General features: G+C 42.2%; 13 protein-coding genes, 1 tRNA gene and 1 pseudogene. 2 read left to right on the top strand and 13 right to left on the bottom strand.

Annotated features, from left to right (window positions below):
- Position 1 precedes the first annotated feature (1 nt).
- Together ACSSU7_RS02845 and ACSSU7_RS02840 are read right to left on the bottom strand one after the other, a co-directional pair.
- Positions 2–1,612 (bottom strand): ArnT family glycosyltransferase, encoded by a 1,611-nt coding sequence (locus ACSSU7_RS02845; protein ID WP_492517225.1) that lies wholly within the window; start codon positions 1,610–1,612, stop codon positions 2–4.
- A gap of 173 nt (positions 1,613–1,785) precedes the next feature.
- Positions 1,786–1,861 (bottom strand) — tRNA-Arg (locus tag ACSSU7_RS02840).
- Positions 1,862–2,161: 300 nt separating this feature from the next.
- Between ACSSU7_RS02840 and ACSSU7_RS02835 the strand changes: the two genes are divergently transcribed.
- Complete coding sequence (locus ACSSU7_RS02835; RefSeq protein ID WP_492517224.1) at positions 2,162–2,821, top strand: DUF2490 domain-containing protein; 660 nt, start codon at positions 2,162–2,164, stop codon at positions 2,819–2,821.
- 109 nt (positions 2,822–2,930) lie between these two features.
- Positions 2,931–3,476, top strand: coding sequence for a peroxiredoxin (locus ACSSU7_RS02830; RefSeq protein ID WP_492517223.1), 546 nt, complete (start codon positions 2,931–2,933; stop codon positions 3,474–3,476).
- Between the two features lie 184 nt (positions 3,477–3,660).
- Here ACSSU7_RS02830 and cheZ read toward each other — a convergent pair whose 3' ends face one another.
- The 11 genes and pseudogenes from cheZ to ACSSU7_RS02775 all read right to left on the bottom strand — a co-directional run bounded on the left by cheZ (position 3,661) and on the right by ACSSU7_RS02775 (position 19,012).
- Positions 3,661–4,350: a protein phosphatase CheZ gene (gene cheZ, locus ACSSU7_RS02825; RefSeq protein WP_492517222.1), complete on the bottom strand. Its 690-nt coding sequence runs from the start codon at positions 4,348–4,350 to the stop codon at positions 3,661–3,663.
- 2 nt (positions 4,351–4,352) lie between these two features.
- Positions 4,353–4,751 (bottom strand): chemotaxis response regulator CheY, encoded by a 399-nt coding sequence (gene cheY, locus ACSSU7_RS02820; RefSeq protein ID WP_015832190.1) that lies wholly within the window; start codon positions 4,749–4,751, stop codon positions 4,353–4,355.
- 209 nt (positions 4,752–4,960) lie between these two features.
- Positions 4,961–6,031 (bottom strand): protein-glutamate methylesterase/protein-glutamine glutaminase, encoded by a 1,071-nt coding sequence (locus ACSSU7_RS02815; RefSeq protein WP_492517221.1) that lies wholly within the window; start codon positions 6,029–6,031, stop codon positions 4,961–4,963.
- Between the two features lie 32 nt (positions 6,032–6,063).
- Positions 6,064–6,672 (bottom strand): chemoreceptor glutamine deamidase CheD, encoded by a 609-nt coding sequence (gene cheD / locus ACSSU7_RS02810; RefSeq protein WP_492517220.1) that lies wholly within the window; start codon positions 6,670–6,672, stop codon positions 6,064–6,066.
- The gene (locus ACSSU7_RS02805; protein ID WP_492517219.1) at positions 6,669–7,553 is read right to left on the bottom strand and encodes a CheR family methyltransferase; all 885 of its coding nucleotides are present in this window, start codon (positions 7,551–7,553) and stop codon (positions 6,669–6,671) included. The genes cheD and ACSSU7_RS02805 overlap by 4 nt, the downstream gene beginning before the upstream one ends.
- Before the next feature lie 304 nt (positions 7,554–7,857).
- A complete protein-coding gene (gene fae, locus ACSSU7_RS02800) occupies positions 7,858–8,424 on the bottom strand; it encodes a formaldehyde-activating enzyme (protein ID WP_036302902.1) in 567 nt (188 codons plus the stop codon).
- A gap of 214 nt (positions 8,425–8,638) precedes the next feature.
- On the bottom strand, positions 8,639–10,711 hold the full coding sequence (locus tag ACSSU7_RS02795) for a methyl-accepting chemotaxis protein (RefSeq protein WP_492517807.1): 2,073 nt from the start codon (positions 10,709–10,711) through the stop codon (positions 8,639–8,641).
- Between the two features lie 81 nt (positions 10,712–10,792).
- Positions 10,793–11,239: pseudogene (locus tag ACSSU7_RS02790) on the bottom strand (MCP four helix bundle domain-containing protein); the annotation flags it as partial.
- 96 nt (positions 11,240–11,335) lie between these two features.
- Complete coding sequence (locus ACSSU7_RS02785) at positions 11,336–13,855, bottom strand: methyl-accepting chemotaxis protein (RefSeq protein ID WP_492517218.1); 2,520 nt, start codon at positions 13,853–13,855, stop codon at positions 11,336–11,338.
- Between the two features lie 154 nt (positions 13,856–14,009).
- Positions 14,010–16,571 carry a methyl-accepting chemotaxis protein gene (locus tag ACSSU7_RS02780; RefSeq protein WP_492517217.1) on the bottom strand — a complete coding sequence of 854 codons (2,562 nt, stop codon included), beginning with the start codon at positions 16,569–16,571 and terminating at the stop codon, positions 14,010–14,012.
- A 110-nt stretch (positions 16,572–16,681) separates the two neighbouring features.
- Positions 16,682–19,012, bottom strand: coding sequence for a methyl-accepting chemotaxis protein (locus tag ACSSU7_RS02775; RefSeq protein ID WP_492517216.1), 2,331 nt, complete (start codon positions 19,010–19,012; stop codon positions 16,682–16,684).
- Positions 19,013–19,108 lie beyond the last annotated feature (96 nt).

Raw genomic sequence — 19,108 nt, 5'->3', positions numbered from 1 at the left:
CCTAATCCCGTGGTGCGGCACGCGGTATTCGCGCATCGCCTATTAATGTTCTACGATCTTTCACTACGGCAAGTGGCGCGCCCAAACGTTCCACCACCCCAATCACTTCGCCCTGTAGCACTTTATCGCAATTCATATTCGTGCTAGAAATAAAGAAATCGGCAGTCACCCAATTCTCAGTGATATTAAAGCGCTTATCTAAATACGCCTGCCCCTGAAAAGCCTCTGCGCAAACAGCAACAGAATATGTAGCGGTACTTTTCTTTGGCAAACTCACCGCTTCTGCATCCACATACTGTTCTAACATTTTAGTTGCGTCAATCAAACTGCTAGACCAATAATCACCTTCCCAATTATGCTGCGCATGCTTAAAGTCTGCGCCTGCAAAATGGTTGTAGTACAAATATTCATATGGATGCAGCGCGTAAAGCGTACATATCGTGTTCACACTCAACAGCGCGCATACAGCAACAAAACCTAAGCGCCATTTTTTATATCCTGATAAAACATCAAACATTTTGGATAAACCAATACCAGCAACAATCGCCAATGTAGGAATCACAAAAGTAAAGTGCCGCACGCCATTATAAAGTGCTGGGCGGTCTAGAATCACAAACACTAAAGGGGTAAGTAAAGCGATGCTAAGCGTAATTTCAGGCAACTGGCTTGCCTTCAAAAACGACACCTGCTTTAGCCTCATCGCCAACACAACAACTAGGCTGATTAAGCCCAGTAAAAAAATCTCAGGCAATCGAATACCTAGATATTGAAACAGGTAAGTACGAGGCACATCGCCGATGCTAACAAACTGACCATTCACAATGGTATTCATATCAAAAGCGAAATGTGAAAAAGACTTAACAGCAATTAGAATATGATCAGAACCCATCACCGACCATGGCCAAAAAATAGCCATTAAACCTAAAGCCACAGCACCTGCAGGTAACAGGCGGATAAAACTATGCCAATAAAACGTCAGTTTCAGTTTGTAGCCCTCGGCAGTTAAGCACCCAGCGACTAACACCATTAACAACAAATAGATAACGGCAAAGGCGCCACCTATTCTCAAACCTAACGCCAACCCCACTGCCACGCCAAGTTTCAAACTCAATGCTAATGGAATGCGAGGCAATTGTTTAGAAATTAACAATGTGTAATATAGCGCCCAAACCATACACGCAGCAAAAGACACGTCCTTAGTGTGCGTAAACATTGCACCAGTCCATGCACCAGTAATTGTAAGCAAAAAGGCGGCAATAAAAGCGGCTCGCACACCAGCTAGCTCACTGGTAACTTTATGCACGGCCACAATGCCAGCTAAGCCAAACAATGCTGAAAGCAAATGGCGAATATCCCACACCCAAAGCGGTAAAAGCTTTTCTAAGATGGCTGCGATTAAGTCAAATAAGCCGCCGTACAAGTAGAGATTTTTATAAGTGAAAGCTGCGTGATCTACAAACCCTGTACTATAAAATTTAAGTAATAATTGCCCATAAACATGCTGTACTTGCTCATCATTGCTAATACCATATTGCTTAAACGTCAAAACAATAAAAACAGCAAGCAATGAAAATAGCGCCAGAGATAGTCGTTTAAATACAGTTGATGTCATTTTTATAGGTTTTCTAATGATCACTCGCTAAGAAGTGCAGTTATTCCCAAGTACGCTTATTTTCAAACACATCTACTTCTAAGCACAGTTAATGAAATACAGCCAACCAATGTGTTGCTCTGTTAAAACTCTTAAGCAGCAAACAATATCAATTTCAACAAATATTGGATTGATGGTGCCCCCGACACGAATCGAACGTGTGACCCTCCCCTTAGGAGGGGGATGCTCTATCCACTGAGCTACGGGGGCAGATGCTTTGAAAACCTTATTTTGCAAGGATTACAGAGACAACCTAAAAAAATTACGTTCCGCAAAACGTATTTTTAACAGCCGCAATTATACATCGCAAATTGACCATATTTCATTGGTCATAGTAGCTCGCTGAAGAAAGTTATTTTTTAACCTTACGCCTATACTAATCACTAGATAAGTATTAAGAAAAACATAAAAACTAGCAACCAAGCTCCAGCCCTAAAAATACAAAAGTTTAATTGTCATAACGGGTACACTTTTGTTACAATTGATAATGATTATCATTTGTAATTTTATATGAAGTTTATTATTTACATTGCGTTACTAACAATATCAAACAGCGTGTGCGCGGAAATAGAACGGGATGACCGTATATGGCTCACTTATCAAGCAGACTATAACTTATCCCCACGACTAAAAGCCATGGTACAAATTCAGCCCTACTGGCGTGACGAAGGTAGTCATCGGGACCAAATCACTATACGCCCTGGTCTGTACTACCAAGTATCAAACAGTGTTTTTGTTGGCGGTGGTTATGCTTACAACCTCGGCTTTAATAATAGCAATCAACACACGCATGAACAACGTTTATGGGAGGATATTGGTGTAACACTATTTGAGGATAGCGCCTATAAAGTTCAGGAGCGCACCCGTTTTGAGCACAGACAGTTTGAACATCAAGGTGAGATATCAACTGGACTGAGGCAACTGGTCAAAGTGAGCGTTCAATTATCCACCCTCTACACGGGCATAATCTCTGATGAAGCTTATTTCAATCTTAATAGAACCGCCCAGGTTCAATCCGGTTTTGATCAAAATAGATTATTCCTAGGCATAGGCAGAAAAATACTTACAGCAACTAATTTAGAAGTTGGCTACCTAAACCAATATGTAGCAATTAGCGCACCTGACAGAATTAATCATATTATCGCCCTCAATATAAGCCAATCTTTTTGACTATAAATACAATACTGGAATCAATACACCTCATGGAAATTTGCCAAAACAGTGCTAACATCCTAATAGAATGTTTCTCCTCAGTACAAAATCTAATCAAGGTAATCACATGTTAATTAAGGGTATATTCTACGTAGCAGTTATATTGCTTGCGCTCATCGGTTATCGCCACTACTCACTCAAGCAACCAAGTTTAATTATTGGTGAAAATGCACCTGAATTTACGTTAACTGATACAAAAGGGGTCAAGCGCTCGCTATCTGATTACAAGGGAAAGTACGTCGTGCTTTACTTCTACCCTAAAAATGACACGCCTGGCTGTACGAAAGAGGCTTGTAACTTCAGAGATGACTTATCTAAACTAGAACAATTGAATGCCAAAGTAATTGGCATTAGTGTGGACTCAGAAGCATCTCATCAAAAGTTTGCAGAAAAATACCACCTACCCTTTACCTTACTGGCTGATGTAGATGGTAGTGTCGCAAATGCATATCATGCGCTCACCAATCTAATCTTGATTAAAATCGCTAAACGCTATACTTTTTTAATCGGTCCAGATTCAAAAGTGATTAAAATCTATAACGATGTGAATGTTTCTAACCATTCCCAACAAATTATTGATGACTTAACCAACATGCAGGCCGCTAAACATTAAATAGCAAGACCTCGTGCTCAAATTGCTACCATGTTACGCAACTTGGTATATGTGTTTTAAGTAACCGAGAAAAACGACTGTAAAGAAACGCAATTCGCGTATATATGCCGTTACATATTTAAAAGGCTCACAAAATAGCCATGATGCCATTTGTGAGCCTTAGATGGTATTTGAGGATTACTGACTAGAAACCTAAGCTATCCAGCAAGTCATCAACCTGCTCTTGGCTGGCTACCACATCCACCGCATTGGGATCAATTTGTGGCCCATTCAAAAGGCTTGAGTTATCAGTAGCATCAGCTTTATTTGCTTCTGCATCTTTTTTAGGAATTGCCGGCGAGAAATCAATCAACAACTGCACTAACTGCTGCTCTAACTCCTGAGCCAAACCAGTGATTTTTTTAATCACTTGCCCGGTCAAGTCCTGAAAATCCTGAGCCATCATGATATCCATCAATAAGGCTTTAGTTTCTGCTGTGTTTTTACCTGCCATTGTTAAATAAGTGAGTGTTTCATTGGCAGCCAAATTATATTCACTCTTTAACGATGGCTCGCGCATCACATCTTTCCAGCGTAGCTGTAGCGCCGTTGCGCCTGCCGCAAGCTCTTCTTGCAAAGGGATAGCCACATCGGTTGCGTTTAAAACACGCTCGGCTGCCTGTTCTGTCATCCGTGCAACATATGCCAAGCGGTCACGCGCATCCGGAATATCTTGTGCAACCTGCTCTAGTATTTTATCTAAACCTAAACCACTTAAACTATCATGCAACGTTCTTGTTACGTGGCCTACACGATTCAGAATCTCATCACTTGACGACAACCCTAGCGGAGACTCTATATTTGAAGCTTGCTGTGGTGTGGCTTCGCTAGTCATAGTTAAGCACCTGCTTTCTCAAGCTTCTCGAATATTTTTGATAGTTTTTCATCAAGTGTAGCGGCAGTAAAAGGTTTTACCACGTAACCATTAGCACCAGCCTGTGCTGCTGCAATAATATTTTCTTTTTTTGCCTCTGCCGTCACCATCAGCACTGGAAGCTTAGATAACTCAGCATCAGCACGAATGTTTTGCAGTAATGTTAAGCCATCCATATTTGGCATATTCCAATCGGATACTACAAACTCAAACCCACCACCTTTCAGTTTGCTTAGTGCTGCAACACCATCTTCAGCTTCATCCACATTGGTGTAACCCAACTCTTTAAGCAAGTTGCGAACAATTCTACGCATCGTAGAAAAGTCATCCACAACCAGAAATTTAGTATTTGTATTCGCCATGCTCTACTCCATTAACATTAACTACTCTTAGTGTTGCAAACTTTCAATCATGTTTGAACACTACGAATAAATTCTATAACTTTTATATATTGTACTGACTTATGACAAAGCCTGCTTTATTAACTCAAGGTACTATGATTAACTCGAGGATTAACTCAAGACATCGTGCATCTATAAAAACAATCCAGTATTCTAGGTATCACCAAGTCTTACACGCGTAATGCACGTGTGCTATTAGACATTAAATGATTAAGTACCAACTTTGGCAAGTCATTTAAATGTGCGACTTCATCCACGCCACCGTGCGCCACAGCCTCTTTCGGCATACCATACACCACACAGCTTTCCTCATTTTGAGCAAAATTGTAAGAGCCAGCATTTCTCATTTGTGCCATACCTGCTGCACCATCTTTACCCATACCAGTTAAAATTACACCAATAGCATTCTTACCCGCATGTAATGCTGCTGAGTCAAATAGTACATCTACTGAGGGTTTGTGACGATTCACCGGAGGTGCATCGCTCAACTCTGTTACATAATTGGCACCACTTCTTGCCAATAACAAATGCTTATCGCCTGGCGCAATATAAGCATGCCCAGGTAAAATACGCTCCCCACCCTCTGCCTCTTTAACGGATATTTGGCATAAAGAATTTAGCCTATTTGCAAAAGATTTAGTAAAGCCTGCGGGCATATGCTGCGTGATTAATATGCCAGGACAATCTGATGGCATCTGCAATAAAAACGCCTTAATGGCTTCTGTTCCACCTGTAGAAGCACCCACAATCAACAGTTTTTCACTACTAATCAGCGGGTTACGCAACTGCAACGGGCGTCCCTCAGCATTAGGTGCTACAGGATGGCGGCTAGGAGATGAAACCTTGGCTTGTGATGCAGCGCGGATTTTATCCGTGATTTCATGTGTGTATTCACGCATGCCTTCAGTGATAGACATTTTAGGTTTAGTCACAAAATCTGTTGCACCTAACTCTAATGCGCGCATGGTAATTTCTGAGCCTTTTTCGGTCAGTGTAGAAACCATCACAACAGGCATCGGACGTAAACGCATCAGCTTTTCTAAGAAATCCAGGCCGTCCATTTTAGGCATTTCCACATCAAGCGTTAATACATCAGGATTTAATTGCTTGATCATTTCTCGCGCAATCAGTGGATCCGGTGCAGCACCTACGACCATCATGTCTTTTTGGTCATTGATAATCTCAGTAAGTAAGCTACGAATTAGTGCTGAATCATCAATAACAAGTACTTTTATTTTCATTTGCTTATTCTCACGTCTTATTGCTCATTCAATTAAAACAAATCAATTGCACCACCGACATCAGCCGTTTTAAGTTTACTTGCGTAAACCTCTTCACGTTTAAACAAGGTGTCGTTATGCATTTGTTTCAGCTTCTTCACTAAAACCCGGCCAGTTTTAGGAAAGAAATAAACTTTTCTAGGATAGATATCTAATAAATCTTCACCTGTAATGCGTATCCCCTCGGCATTCAGATATTTTCTTACAAAAATAGCATTACGATCCCCAACATTGGTCGTAGTAAAACTCTTCAGCACATTACCACCGCCAAATATCTTGGCTTCTAAATTCTCACGGCGCGCACCGTTGCGTAGCAATTGATTAATCAAAACTTCCATGGCATAAGTACCATAGCGCATAGATTCAGAAACCGGACTATCTTTATCCGCTGCCGCACTGTCTGGCAACATAAAATGATTCATACCACCTACGCCTGTTTTGCTATCACGTATGCATGCAGATACACATGAACCTAACACCGTCACAATCAACATATCTTTATCGGTAAAGTAATACTCACCTGGCGCTATTTTTGCCGCATCACAGTCAAAAGTCCGGTCAAAATAAATCGTAGTAGAAATTTCTTCTTCTAACATACTCATGACGTCTTCTCTTTTTCCTGATAACCAGAGCGCCTGTGATGGCTACCGTCACTTAACGTGTACACAGTTTTACCTTTCAAATGAAAGGCATCTGAAACATAAAGAAAGTTCTCTGAATGACCAGCGAACAATAGTGCATGGGACTTCATTAACGGTACAAAGCGGCTCAAAATCTTAGACTGTGTAGGTTTATCAAAATAAATCATGACATTTCTACAGAAAATTGCATCGAAAGGCTCATGTAATGCCCAATTTTCATCGAGTAGATTAAGCTGATTAAAACTAATCATCGCTTTTAGCTCTTTTTTCACAGAAACCAGGCCCTCATTAGGGCCGGTGCCTTTTAGAAAAAAACGCTTACGTCTTTCTTCTGAAAGTTTGCTCACGCGCTCATAAGGGTAAACTCCACTTGATGCTGTAGACAGAACATTAGTGTCTATATCTGTGGCAATAATCTCAACTGGTGGATTTAGGCTACCAAAGGCTTCACAAGCAGTCATGGCAATTGTATAAGGCTCTTCGCCAGTAGATGCGGCAGAACACCATATACGTATAGGTTTTTTGAGCGATAGCAGATGGTCTGCAAGGATAGGGAAATGGTGCTCTTCACGAAAAAACGAGGTTAGATTTGTTGTGAGTGCATTAGTAAACGCCTCCCACTCAGCTGAGTCGTTTTGACTTTCGAGAATATCGAGGTATTGCTTAAAGGATGTTGCGCCTAAAACACGCAATCTTCTACCAATACGGCTATAGACCATATCAGACTTAGCTTCAGATAAAGAAATACCCGCATGACGATAAATTAAGTGACGTACTCTAGCAAAATCTTGAGCAGTAAAATTAAACTCTCGCCCCTCGTCGTGCTGCTCTTTTTTCAACATTAATTTCACCACGTAATTATTGTAAATTACTTACTGTACCAGTCTGGTACAAAGCACTTTAGCAATATGCTTTTGGCACTTTTAATTTATTATTTATTAATATTTTGCTGTTACTTATTATTTAACTTTTGATTATTGCTAGACAATATCAACGTGATGACAAGGTAGCAATGCAAGATGTAAATATCGACAAAACCATTTAATTAAAACTGGTGCTATCTGACATTTTCCATCTTAAAACATTGCTCCACATCACAACTTACTTATTATTACTTAACTTCTTATTACTAAACTACAAACTACTTTATGCCTTATCTGTTGCTCTTCTGTTGCCTTCTTTTGCAGCAAAAGGATGTGCAGAATCTTTATAAACTTTCAACAAATCAGCAGCTTTTGGCTCACGAGCGATTGCGCTTTTGATTGCTTGTTTAGTAGCACGGTAGTTCCAATCTTGAATACGATCATCCATGTCTGCAGTTTGGTCAATAAATACACCAACAGAAATGAATACGTCATCAGCTTCTTCTACTGGGATTGTGCCATCAGCAACACAGTCCATCACAGCCATCGCAACACCGCGTTGAGCTGGGCCAAACATTTGTAGTGATTGTTTAGTGTTTTTCAAAGTCACTTTATTAAACATTACTGTGTTTGGTTTTACCATCATGTTAGGAGCAACAATAGCTAACAAGCCATTCACACCTTCTTTTTGATCAGTTAGTGTACGGCAAAATGCATCTTCTGCAGCGCTACCACGTGGGCCCATGATAAGGTCGATGTGAGCAACATTTTTAAGATCCAAACCACTACCATCTGGACGATCTTCGATCACCAATGCTTCACCAATTAATACACGATCAATTACAGCCATTTAAGTCTCCTAGAACTTCTAAATAAATTTCAAAATTAACTACTTTGTTACACTTGGCGGTCGAGTGTAGCGTTACCACCAACTTTTACTTACATATGGTGGACAACGCTACACTCATCCACCTTACCCTATCTTAAAATTGCTAAAGTTAGCTGTCCGCTAACGATTTACCCTCTATTGTAAACCATTAGGTGCCTTAGCATAAAATCACTTTTTAAAACTCTTCCCAATCTCCATCATCAGAATTGGTTTTTACACTCAATTTGACAGGCGCAGGTCTTGTCACATGCGCTACTTTACTCACAACTACTTTAGACGCAGCTCGTGATGTCACTCGGCTTTCGTTATTGCTGCCCAGCTGAAACACGCTGATGGCGTTCATCAACTCATCTGCTTGTTCCATCATCGATTCAGCTGCTGCAGCGGCTTCTTCTACCAAGGCGGTGTTTTGCTGTGTGACATCGTCCATTTTCATAATGGCTTCGTTCACTTGCTCAATACCGGCGCTTTGCTCTTGTGATGCTGCTGAGATTTCTCCAATGATGTCAGATACTCGCTTGACTGAGCTGACGATTTCTTGCATGGTTTCACCAGCAGTTTCTACTTGTTTAGTACCTTCTGCAGTTTTGTTCACTGAGTTTGTAATCAGTTCTTTAATTTCTTTGGCAGCTGAGGCTGAGCGTTGTGCAAGATTACGTACTTCTCCGGCTACCACAGCGAAACCACGACCTTGTTCCCCTGCTCTAGCCGCTTCAACAGCTGCGTTCAAGGCTAGGATGTTGGTTTGGAAGGCGATGCCGTCAATGACGCTAATGATGTCTTCAATCTTTTTAGCGCTTTCGTTGATTTCTGCCATGGTGTTCACTACCGCAGATACCGCGACGCCGCCTTTAACCGCTACGCCTGAGGCTGCTGAGGCTAGTTGGTTGGCTTGTTTGGCGTTGTCTGCATTTTGTTTAACAGTAGATGAGAGTTCTTCCATGCTGGCTGCTGTTTTTTCTAGCGATGCCGCTTGGTCTTCTGTTCTGCGTGAGAGGTCTGCGTTACCTTGTGCAATTTCTTTTGCTGCGGTGTTGATGGTTTCAACGGATTGCTGCACGGTAACAATCGGGCTAACGATCATTTCTAGGGTTTCGTTCATGCCGTTCACAATTTTACGGTAGTCGCCTTGGTGTCTGTCTGCATCTGCACGTACGGTTACGCGGCCTTCACGCGCCGCATCTGCAAGTAGCTGAGCATCTTCGTTGAGTGCTTTGAGGTGGGCACGTACTTGTTCAATGGCTTCGTTGACGAATACTTTTTTGCCTGGGAATGTTTCTAATGGTGCGTCAAAGTCGCCTTCACCAAAGGCTTTAACACAGGCGAGTGCTTTCTCTGTTAGTTCTAGTTGGCCAGCAACAATGGCGTTAACGGCTGTCGCTAGTTCTGAGAAGCCGCCTTTAAATAGATGCGCATGCAGGCTCATGTCAATGTTGCCTTGTGCATGTTCGTTCGTCACCCATTTCACTGAGTCAACTGCGCCTTTAAGTTTGCCTTTGAGGCGATCTAGGTTCTTGTTGATCTCTGCTTTTTTACCAGGATATTGCTGTATCTGTACTTCAAAATCTCCGTCACCTAGCGCTCGCATCACTTGCGTGACTTCTTCTTTCTCTCGTACGTGGGCGCTAACCATCTGATTTAATGACTCAGCCATCTCAGCGTAAGTGCCTGCGAATTTAGAGGTATCGATAGCAGCATCAATCTCGCCCAAGTCATGTTGCTGAGACATGGTTTGCATTTCGCTGACAAATGTTTTGATATTGGCACGTAGTTGCTCGACACCTTCATTAATAAAGGCGCGTTGACCTGGGAAGCGTTCTAAAGGTGCATCAAAGTTACCCTTAGCAAACTCACCAATACATGCTGTAACTTTACGCATCACATTTGCTTGGTTAGAGGCCATTTCGTTAACATTACCAGCCATCACCTGATAGCTGCCACGCAGCTTACTGGTGTCGATAGAAGCGCCAATATTACCCAATTTATTTTGGGCTGACATAGCGCTCTGTTCTTCGATAACTGTTTTAAGTGCTTGCTGCATTGTCAACATGGAGGACATCAAACTTGAATCATCACGTGAGTCAACGTTAATCGTGCTATTTAAATCGCCTCTTGCAATATCGTTAGCAATTTTAGCAACCTCACTTGGCTCACCACCCAACTGTTTTCGTAAACTACGGGCAATTACCACACCAATCAAGATAGCAATAATCACAAAGAGTAAGCCTACTGCTAAAGAAAGCTTCATTGAGTTTTGCTTTACCGTTAGGGCATTAGCAGCAAACTTCTGACCAAGCTCAACTTTATAACGCATATGTGTAGCGATACTATCGTTTGCTTTTTCTGCTGGCGTACGAATCGCTATATAAAGTTCGTGTGCTAATTCTTTTTGATTAGCGCGTGAAGCTTCTAATATCGGCTCCATACGTGCGAAATAGACTTTTAAGTCTTCTATATCGGTTGCCAGCAAACCTTTTTCTTGCTCATCTGACACTAGGTCACCATACGAACCTGTAATCTCATTCAACTCGGCCTGTAGTTTTCTGATAGCCTCTTCAACTTCAGCCATTTTCGCTTCGTCTTTAATCAGCGTGTGATTTGCAACCCGAATACGTAGTGTATTGAATTTATAGCGTATTTCATCAAGTTTGATAACACTTGGCACAATATTGGTATTAGCATAATTTGCATCGTTATATACAGCATCCGACTGAAATGAGTTTAACGTTAGAACACCAACCAAACCTAAGACAGAAACCAATGTAATTAATAACATTTTTTTTGCGACAGTCATTTGCATTTAAAGCCCATTCCTTACTGAAAAAACCAAAATATCCATATATTCAAACATACTATTTAAAGATATAGCCAGTTAAAACTCTTCCCAATCTCCATCATCAGAATTGGTTTTTACACTCAATTTGACAGGCGCAGGTCTTGTCACATGCGCTACTTTACTCACAACTACTTTAGACGCAGCTCGTGATGTCACTCGGCTTTCGTTATTGCTGCCCAGCTGAAACACGCTGATGGCGTTCATCAACTCATCTGCTTGTTCCATCATCGATTCAGCTGCTGCAGCGGCTTCTTCTACCAAGGCGGTGTTTTGCTGTGTGACATCGTCCATTTTCATAATGGCTTCGTTCACTTGCTCAATACCGGCGCTTTGCTCTTGTGATGCTGCTGAGATTTCTCCAATGATGTCAGATACTCGCTTGACTGAGCTGACGATTTCTTGCATGGTTTCACCAGCAGTTTCTACTTGTTTAGTACCTTCTGCAGTTTTGTTCACTGAGTTTGTAATCAGTTCTTTAATTTCTTTGGCAGCTGAGGCTGAGCGTTGTGCAAGATTACGTACTTCTCCGGCTACCACAGCGAAACCACGACCTTGTTCCCCTGCTCTAGCCGCTTCAACAGCTGCGTTCAAGGCTAGGATGTTGGTTTGGAAGGCGATGCCGTCAATGACGCTAATGATGTCTTCAATCTTTTTAGCGCTTTCGTTGATTTCTGCCATGGTGTTCACTACCGCAGATACCGCGACGCCGCCTTTAACCGCTACGCCTGAGGCTGCTGAGGCTAGTTGGTTGGCTTGTTTGGCGTTGTCTGCATTTTGTTTAACAGTAGATGAGAGTTCTTCCATGCTGGCTGCTGTTTTTTCTAGCGATGCCGCTTGGTCTTCTGTTCTGCGTGAGAGGTCTGCGTTACCTTGTGCAATTTCTTTTGCTGCGGTGTTGATGGTTTCAACGGATTGCTGCACGGTAACAATCGGGCTAACGATCATTTCTAGGGTTTCGTTCATGCCGTTCACAATTTTACGGTAGTCGCCTTGGTGTCTGTCTGCATCTGCACGTACGGTTACGCGGCCTTCACGCGCCGCATCTGCAAGTAGCTGAGCATCTTCGTTGAGTGCTTTGAGGTGGGCACGTACTTGTTCAATGGCTTCGTTGACGAATACTTTTTTGCCTGGGAATGTTTCTAATGGTGCGTCAAAGTCGCCTTCACCAAAGGCTTTAACACAGGCGAGTGCTTTCTCTGTTAGTTCTAGTTGGCCAGCAACAATGGCGTTAACGGCTGTCGCTAGTTCTGAGAAGCCGCCTTTAAATAGATGCGCATGCAGGCTCATGTCAATGTTGCCTTGTGCATGTTCGTTCGTCACCCATTTCACTGAGTCAACTGCGCCTTTAAGTTTGCCTTTGAGGCGATCTAGGTTCTTGTTGATCTCTGCTTTTTTACCAGGATATTGCTGTATCTGTACTTCAAAATCTCCGTCACCTAGCGCTCGCATCACTTGCGTGACTTCTTCTTTCTCTCGTACGTGGGCGCTAACCATCTGATTTAATGACCCGGCCATTTCAGCAAATGCACCTTTATATTGGCTTGCGTCTATACAGACATCAATATTACCGATTTCGTGCTCTTTGCTCATATGTGCCACACCTTCTGTGATGGCTTTAACATTGGCGCGCAGCTGCTCAATAGCTTCATTAATAAACTTAAGGTTTCCAGGTAACGCATCAAAAGGTTTGTCAAAATTACCATTCGAGAAATCAATCGCATTTTGTGCGATTTTTTGCACTAGGCTTGATTGTACAGCTAGCATCACGTTGATTTTTTCTGCCATTGTATGATAGCTACCATGCAGGTTTTCTAAATTAATAGCCGAATTTACATTGCCTTTTGCATACTCAAGCGTAATGTGCTCAACGCGATCTACAATCGTAGATAAATTACTATTCATTAACTTTAGCGCATACTTCACACTAGACCTATCATTAGCATCGACATCAATTGCAACGCCTAAATTACCATTGGCCAATTGCCTAGTGATATCCACCAACTCCTCAGGGGCACCACCAACCATAATGGCCTCTTTACGAAGATTATTGGCAATAAGCATTAAAAAACCAGCTTCAATCACTACAGCCAATGCATGTAAGATTACTAAATTGTTATTTGCACCCAGTTGGAATAAATAAAAACCAGAATCAGGGGTTTGCAATAAATTGAAAGTTAAATGATGGAATGTAATTACTAATGCCGCGATAAAAATCGGTTTCCAATCACGGTAGGAGAGCAAAACAGCCAGCAAAATGAAAACAGAAAAATGTGCTTCATTCAAACCATGTGTTTGCTGAATAAATAGTGCGGAAAAAACCATAAAAGCAATGGCCAAAACCAATCGACTAACTATCGAACCAGGGAGGATGTTAATAATTAACAATGGAATTAATAGCGCAGGCAAACCAACTGCAAAAACTTCTGATTGCGTGCCGGAAGAAAAGCCGATGATTAAGCTAATAACGAACAATAGCAGCAAAGTCCAAGACATTAGCTTGTCAGTACTGGCAGCCCAAGCGTCAATGTGTGTATCTCTAGTTTTTTGCAATTTCATTTCCAATCTATTTAAAACATCTCAATTAATATATCAACCAAGCAAACACCGACAGGCAAAATCTAAGTAAGCAAATGTCGGTATATAACTCTTCTGCTAATATTGACTGTTGATATATAAAGGTCTGAGACCATTAATTTCTGTTACTCAATAACTAACTTCTTTTGCTGTCATGACCTAGTGTTGCGATACGTGCAGGTTGTGCTATCACCCTTAAATTTGGTCTGCTCTGCACGCGTCCGCTACTTAATTTAAACGCATTTACGGTATCCATCAAACCTACCGCTTGATCAACTAACGATTCTGCCGCTGCCGCAGCTTGCTCAACCAAGGCCGCATTCTGCTGGGTCACTTCATCCATGCTGGTGATCGCGTTGTTCACTTGGTCAATACCAGCACTTTGTTCGATAGAGGCTGCTGCAATCTCACCCATGATGTCAGTCACGCGCTGTACTGAGTTCACAATCTCTTGCATGGTTTTACCCGCTGTTTCTACTTGTGCGGTGCCTTGCGCTGTTTTACTGACTGAGTCAGTAATCAGTTCTTTAATTTCTTTCGCAGCTGAGGCTGAACGTTGTGCTAGGTTGCGCACTTCGCCTGCCACTACCGCAAAGCCTCGTCCTTGCTCCCCGGCTCTGGCCGCTTCAACGGCTGCGTTCAAGGCCAGAATGTTGGTTTGGAAGGCGATGCCGTCAATCACGCTAATGATGTCTTCAATTTTCTTGGCACTGGCATTAATGTCGCTCATGGTGTTAACCACTTGCCCGACTACTTCGCCTCCTTTAACCGCTACGCCTGAGGCTGCGCTGGCTAGCTGGTTGGCTTGCTTGGCGTTTTCTGCGTTCTGTTTTACGGTAGATGCTAGTTGTTCCATGCTAGAGGCGGTTTCTTCTAGGCTAGAGGCTTGCTGTTCGGTGCGGCTAGATAAGTCAGTGTTACCAGAGGATATTTCACCTGCAGCTGTGTTAATCGTTTCTCCAGCTTCGTGTACTTGGATAATCACTTCCGTTAATTTGTCCATCAACGCATTCACACCATCGCATAAGCTCGCAATCGCTCCCGTCTTGCCCGCTAAAGATACTCGGCTGCTTAAATCTCCCCCCTTAGCACCTTCAATGATAGCTTGAGTCTCCGCCACAGCATCAGATAATATTTTTGCTTCTTGCGCCTTCTCTGCAGCATCTGTAGCATTTTGCTGCATCACAGTATCGAGTGTGCCATTTACACCTTCAACAATTTTTCTGTAATCACCCCAGTGTTTTGTTACATCTGCACGTGTATTTAACTGGTGATTTTGAGCAGCTTGTGCCAACAAGTTAGCATCTGACACCAATAGATTTAAAGCATCAACGCAGGCATTTAAGTTGTTTTTAATAATATTAAAATCACCATTGTAATGGTCTGTAATTTTAGCTGGAATATTGCCCTTGGCAAAATTATCAACATAACCAGCTGCTACGCTTAGTGGACCAACTACAGCATCCAAACAATTATTAAAACTCTCAACGACTTTGCGGAAATCACCTTGATATTTAACAATGTCACCACGGTTATTCAATTGCCCTGCAATCGCAGCGTTTTCTAAGCTCATCGCTTCGTTGACTAGATTATTGACCGCATCAATACAAGTGTTTAAGTTATTTTTAATTGTATTAAAGTCACCATTGTAATGATCTGTAATTTTCGCTGGAATATCTCCTTTGGAAATTCTATCTACATAGTTTGCAGCCACATTAAGCGGCCCAACAATGGCATCTAAAGTATCATTTACGCCACTGAGTACCTTACGGAAATCCCCCTGATGACGGCTAACCTCAGCACGCGTTGCTAAGCGACCTTGTTGTGAGGCTTGCGAAAGCACAGCGATATCTGAGATTAATAGCTTGATATTGGCTTGCATAGTACTCATCGCAGCCATGGTGCTACTGCGATCATTTGCTTCTAATGGGATAGTAAAATCCAAATCCCCTAACGAAATACGCTTAGCAGTGTCGTACATCGTATCAGGTTCACCACCTAAGGCTTTCGTAATTGATCGTGTAATAGCGAAACCTAGCCAGACTAACATTAATAGCGCAAAAGCCAGCCCAGAGAATGTCAACAGGCGTACTTTTTCATAATTTGCAGATGCTGTGATGTATTCGTTTTCGGCTATTTCCAAATTATATTTAAGCAATGCTTTTAAATCAGTTTCAGCGGCCTCATACAAATCCACAGCCTGATCACTAATTGGCTGCAAAGCCTCATAATTATTAGCGCGCAATTGGGTAACTGCCGGCTTTAAAATTACTGAAACAAATTGACCTCGACTTTTTGCAAACTTATCTGCAAGCACTCTTTCCTCTGGCGATAAGTCGCTGTTGATATACGTCTCCCATATCTGACTTATTTCTTTCATTCTGCTTTCAATAAAATCAGCTTGTTGATTCGAATATTGTGCATCCAGCTCAATAGTCACCTGTCCATTTTCACCTACTATCGCTTTATAGTGACCTAACGCTGCATTTAGTCGCGCGCGATTCTTGAGCATATTAATCGCAATCTGATTTAAAGAACCCACTGGCACCATTCGGTGCTGATAAACAGATTTCAAACTATTTTTCACTTGACTCAGCTCAAAAAGACCAATTGCAGCCTGTGTTACTACCACCACCACAGCGAGTGCAATAATCACCATTAATCGCTGCGCAACAGTTAGCGCTCTAAGTAGCTTCATCCTAATATCTCCATTTTTACTACATATTTAATACAACAAAATTAACGCTATCTCTAAATTAAAGTTCGCACATTAAATGTAGAGACGCGTTTCTTTTGAATGCTTATTAACTAAAATTCTTCCCAATCACCATCATGACCAGCACCATTTAACTTAACCATTGGCGCATGCAACGCTTTACTTACTGGTTGTTTTAATGCGCTATTAAACCTAGCCAGTGAAGCTGGTTTTGAATTATTGCGCGCAACACTTTGCTTACTTCCGTACGTAGAGCCTTCACTTAATTTAAACGCATTTACGGTATCCATCAAACCTACCGCTTGATCAACTAACGATTCTGCCGCTGCCGCAGCTTGCTCAACCAAGGCCGCATTCTGCTGGGTCACTTCATCCATGCTGGTGATCGCGTTGTTCACTTGGTCAATACCAGCACTTTGTTCGATAGAGGCTGCTGCAATCTCACCCATGATGTCAGTCACGCGCTGTACTGAGTTCACAATCTCTTGCATGGTTTTACCCGCTGTTTCTACTTGTGCGGTGCCTTGCGCTGTTTTACTGACTGAGTCAGTAATCAGTTCTTTAATTTCTTTCGCAGCTGAGGCTGAACGTTGTGCTAGGTTGCGCACTTCGCCTGCCACTACCGCAAAGCCTCGTCCTTGCTCCCCGGCTCTGGCCGCTTCAACGGCTGCGTTCAAGGCCAGAATGTTGGTTTGGAAGGCGATGCCGTCAATCACGCTAATGATGTCTTCAATTTTCTTGGCACTGGCATTAATGTCGCTCATGGTGTTAACCACTTGCCCGACTACTTCGCCTCCTTTAACCGCTACGCCTGAGGCTGCGCTGGCTAGCTGGTTGGCTTGCTTGGCGTTTTCTGCGTTCTGTTTTACGGTAGATGCTAGTTGTTCCATGCTAGAGGCGGTTTCTTCTAGGCTAGAGGCTTGCTGTTCGGTGCGGCTAGATAAGTCAGTGTTACCAGAGGATATTTCACCTGCAGCTGTGTTAATCGTTTCTCCAGCTTCGTGTACTTGGATAATCACTTCCGTTAATTTGTCCATCAACGCATTCACACCATCGCATAAGCTCGCAATCGCTCCCGTCTTGCCCGCTAAAGGAATACGACTGCTGAGGTCTCCATCCTTGGCTGATTCAATAATGTGATCTGTCTCAGCAACAGCAGCTGCCAACTCGATTTCAGCAACGTGTTGTTGCGTAACATCGATGGCAACTTTAAAAACTTTAACCGGGCGACCTTGCACATCACAAATTGGGTTATAGCTCGCTTGCAGCCAAATCTCCTTACCACCTTTACCTACACGTTTATAAATTCCATGGTCGAATAGACCTTTGTTTAAGTTTTCCCAAAACTGCTTATATTCCAAACTATTAGCGTAGGCTGGATCAACAAGTTTACTGTGATGCTGTCCAATTACTTCTGCTTTTGAATATCCCACAACACTTTCAAAGTTTTCATTAATACTGGTCACTTTGCCGTCCATGCTAAACTCAATCACGGAATAAGCACGATCAATGGCAGCTAACTGCCCTGCGTTACCCGCATCTCGCAAGCTTTGCTCTGTGATATCAATCGCATAATTCACGATTTTAATGATTTTGCCATCTATGCCTTTAATCGGGCTCAAGTACGCCTGAACCCAAACCTCTTTACCACCCTTGCCTATACGTTTAACCTTACCTGACACATACTCACCTGATACTAGCTTTTTCCAGTTTTCTGCATACACAGGGCTTTTAACATCTGCAGGGTCAAGCAGCATTGACGAGTGTTTGCCAATCAATTCTGGCAATTGATAGCCCAGCAAATTAAGATAAGTTTCATTCGCATAAATGATGTTTCCTTCCAGATCCATCTCTATCATTGCTTGAAACCTTGCTATTGATTCATTTTGTGTTCGACTATCGAAATCCGCCACTTCACGTGCTTTAACCGCAGTAACATCTCGCCACTCTAAAACATTGCCAATGTACCCGCCCTTAGCATCATAGGTGGCAGTGACATAAAGCGAAATGACAAGCGAACCAACTTTGATTTCTGTTGAAAATGGTAAACGTGCAGGGGTTGCCAACATTTGACGCTGATGTTGTGGGTTTTTATGAAACACATCAATGCAAGTACCAACAATTTTAGCTGGATCAAACGTCGGAAACACTTTTAAAAACTCAGCTTTGTTGCTATTAAATAGAGCAGTGCTAGCTACGTTGACGTAGGTAACAATAAAGTTACGGTCAACCATCATGATGGCTGAAGAGGAACTATCCATTGCACTTTTTATTGTTGCCAATGTAGCTTCTCGCTTCTTCAAATCAGCAATCTCCGCATTTTTTTGGGTGATTTCTAACACAGACTGTTCAATCAGCGCTTTTTGCTCTTTTAATTCTTTTGATGTCTTACCTGTTAATCCATTAATTAATGCGGTAATCATGTGTTAGCTCCCAAAAGTGATGTAACGAAGTATTTAATTCAAACTAGTGTTTTATTTTTTTTCTACATTGAGCATCTTAAATTGCTCGTTTAAATC

This window comes from Methylotenera sp. E1MeOHC1, assembly GCF_058745595.1.
This window is presented reverse-complemented; position numbering and strand designations above follow the sequence as displayed.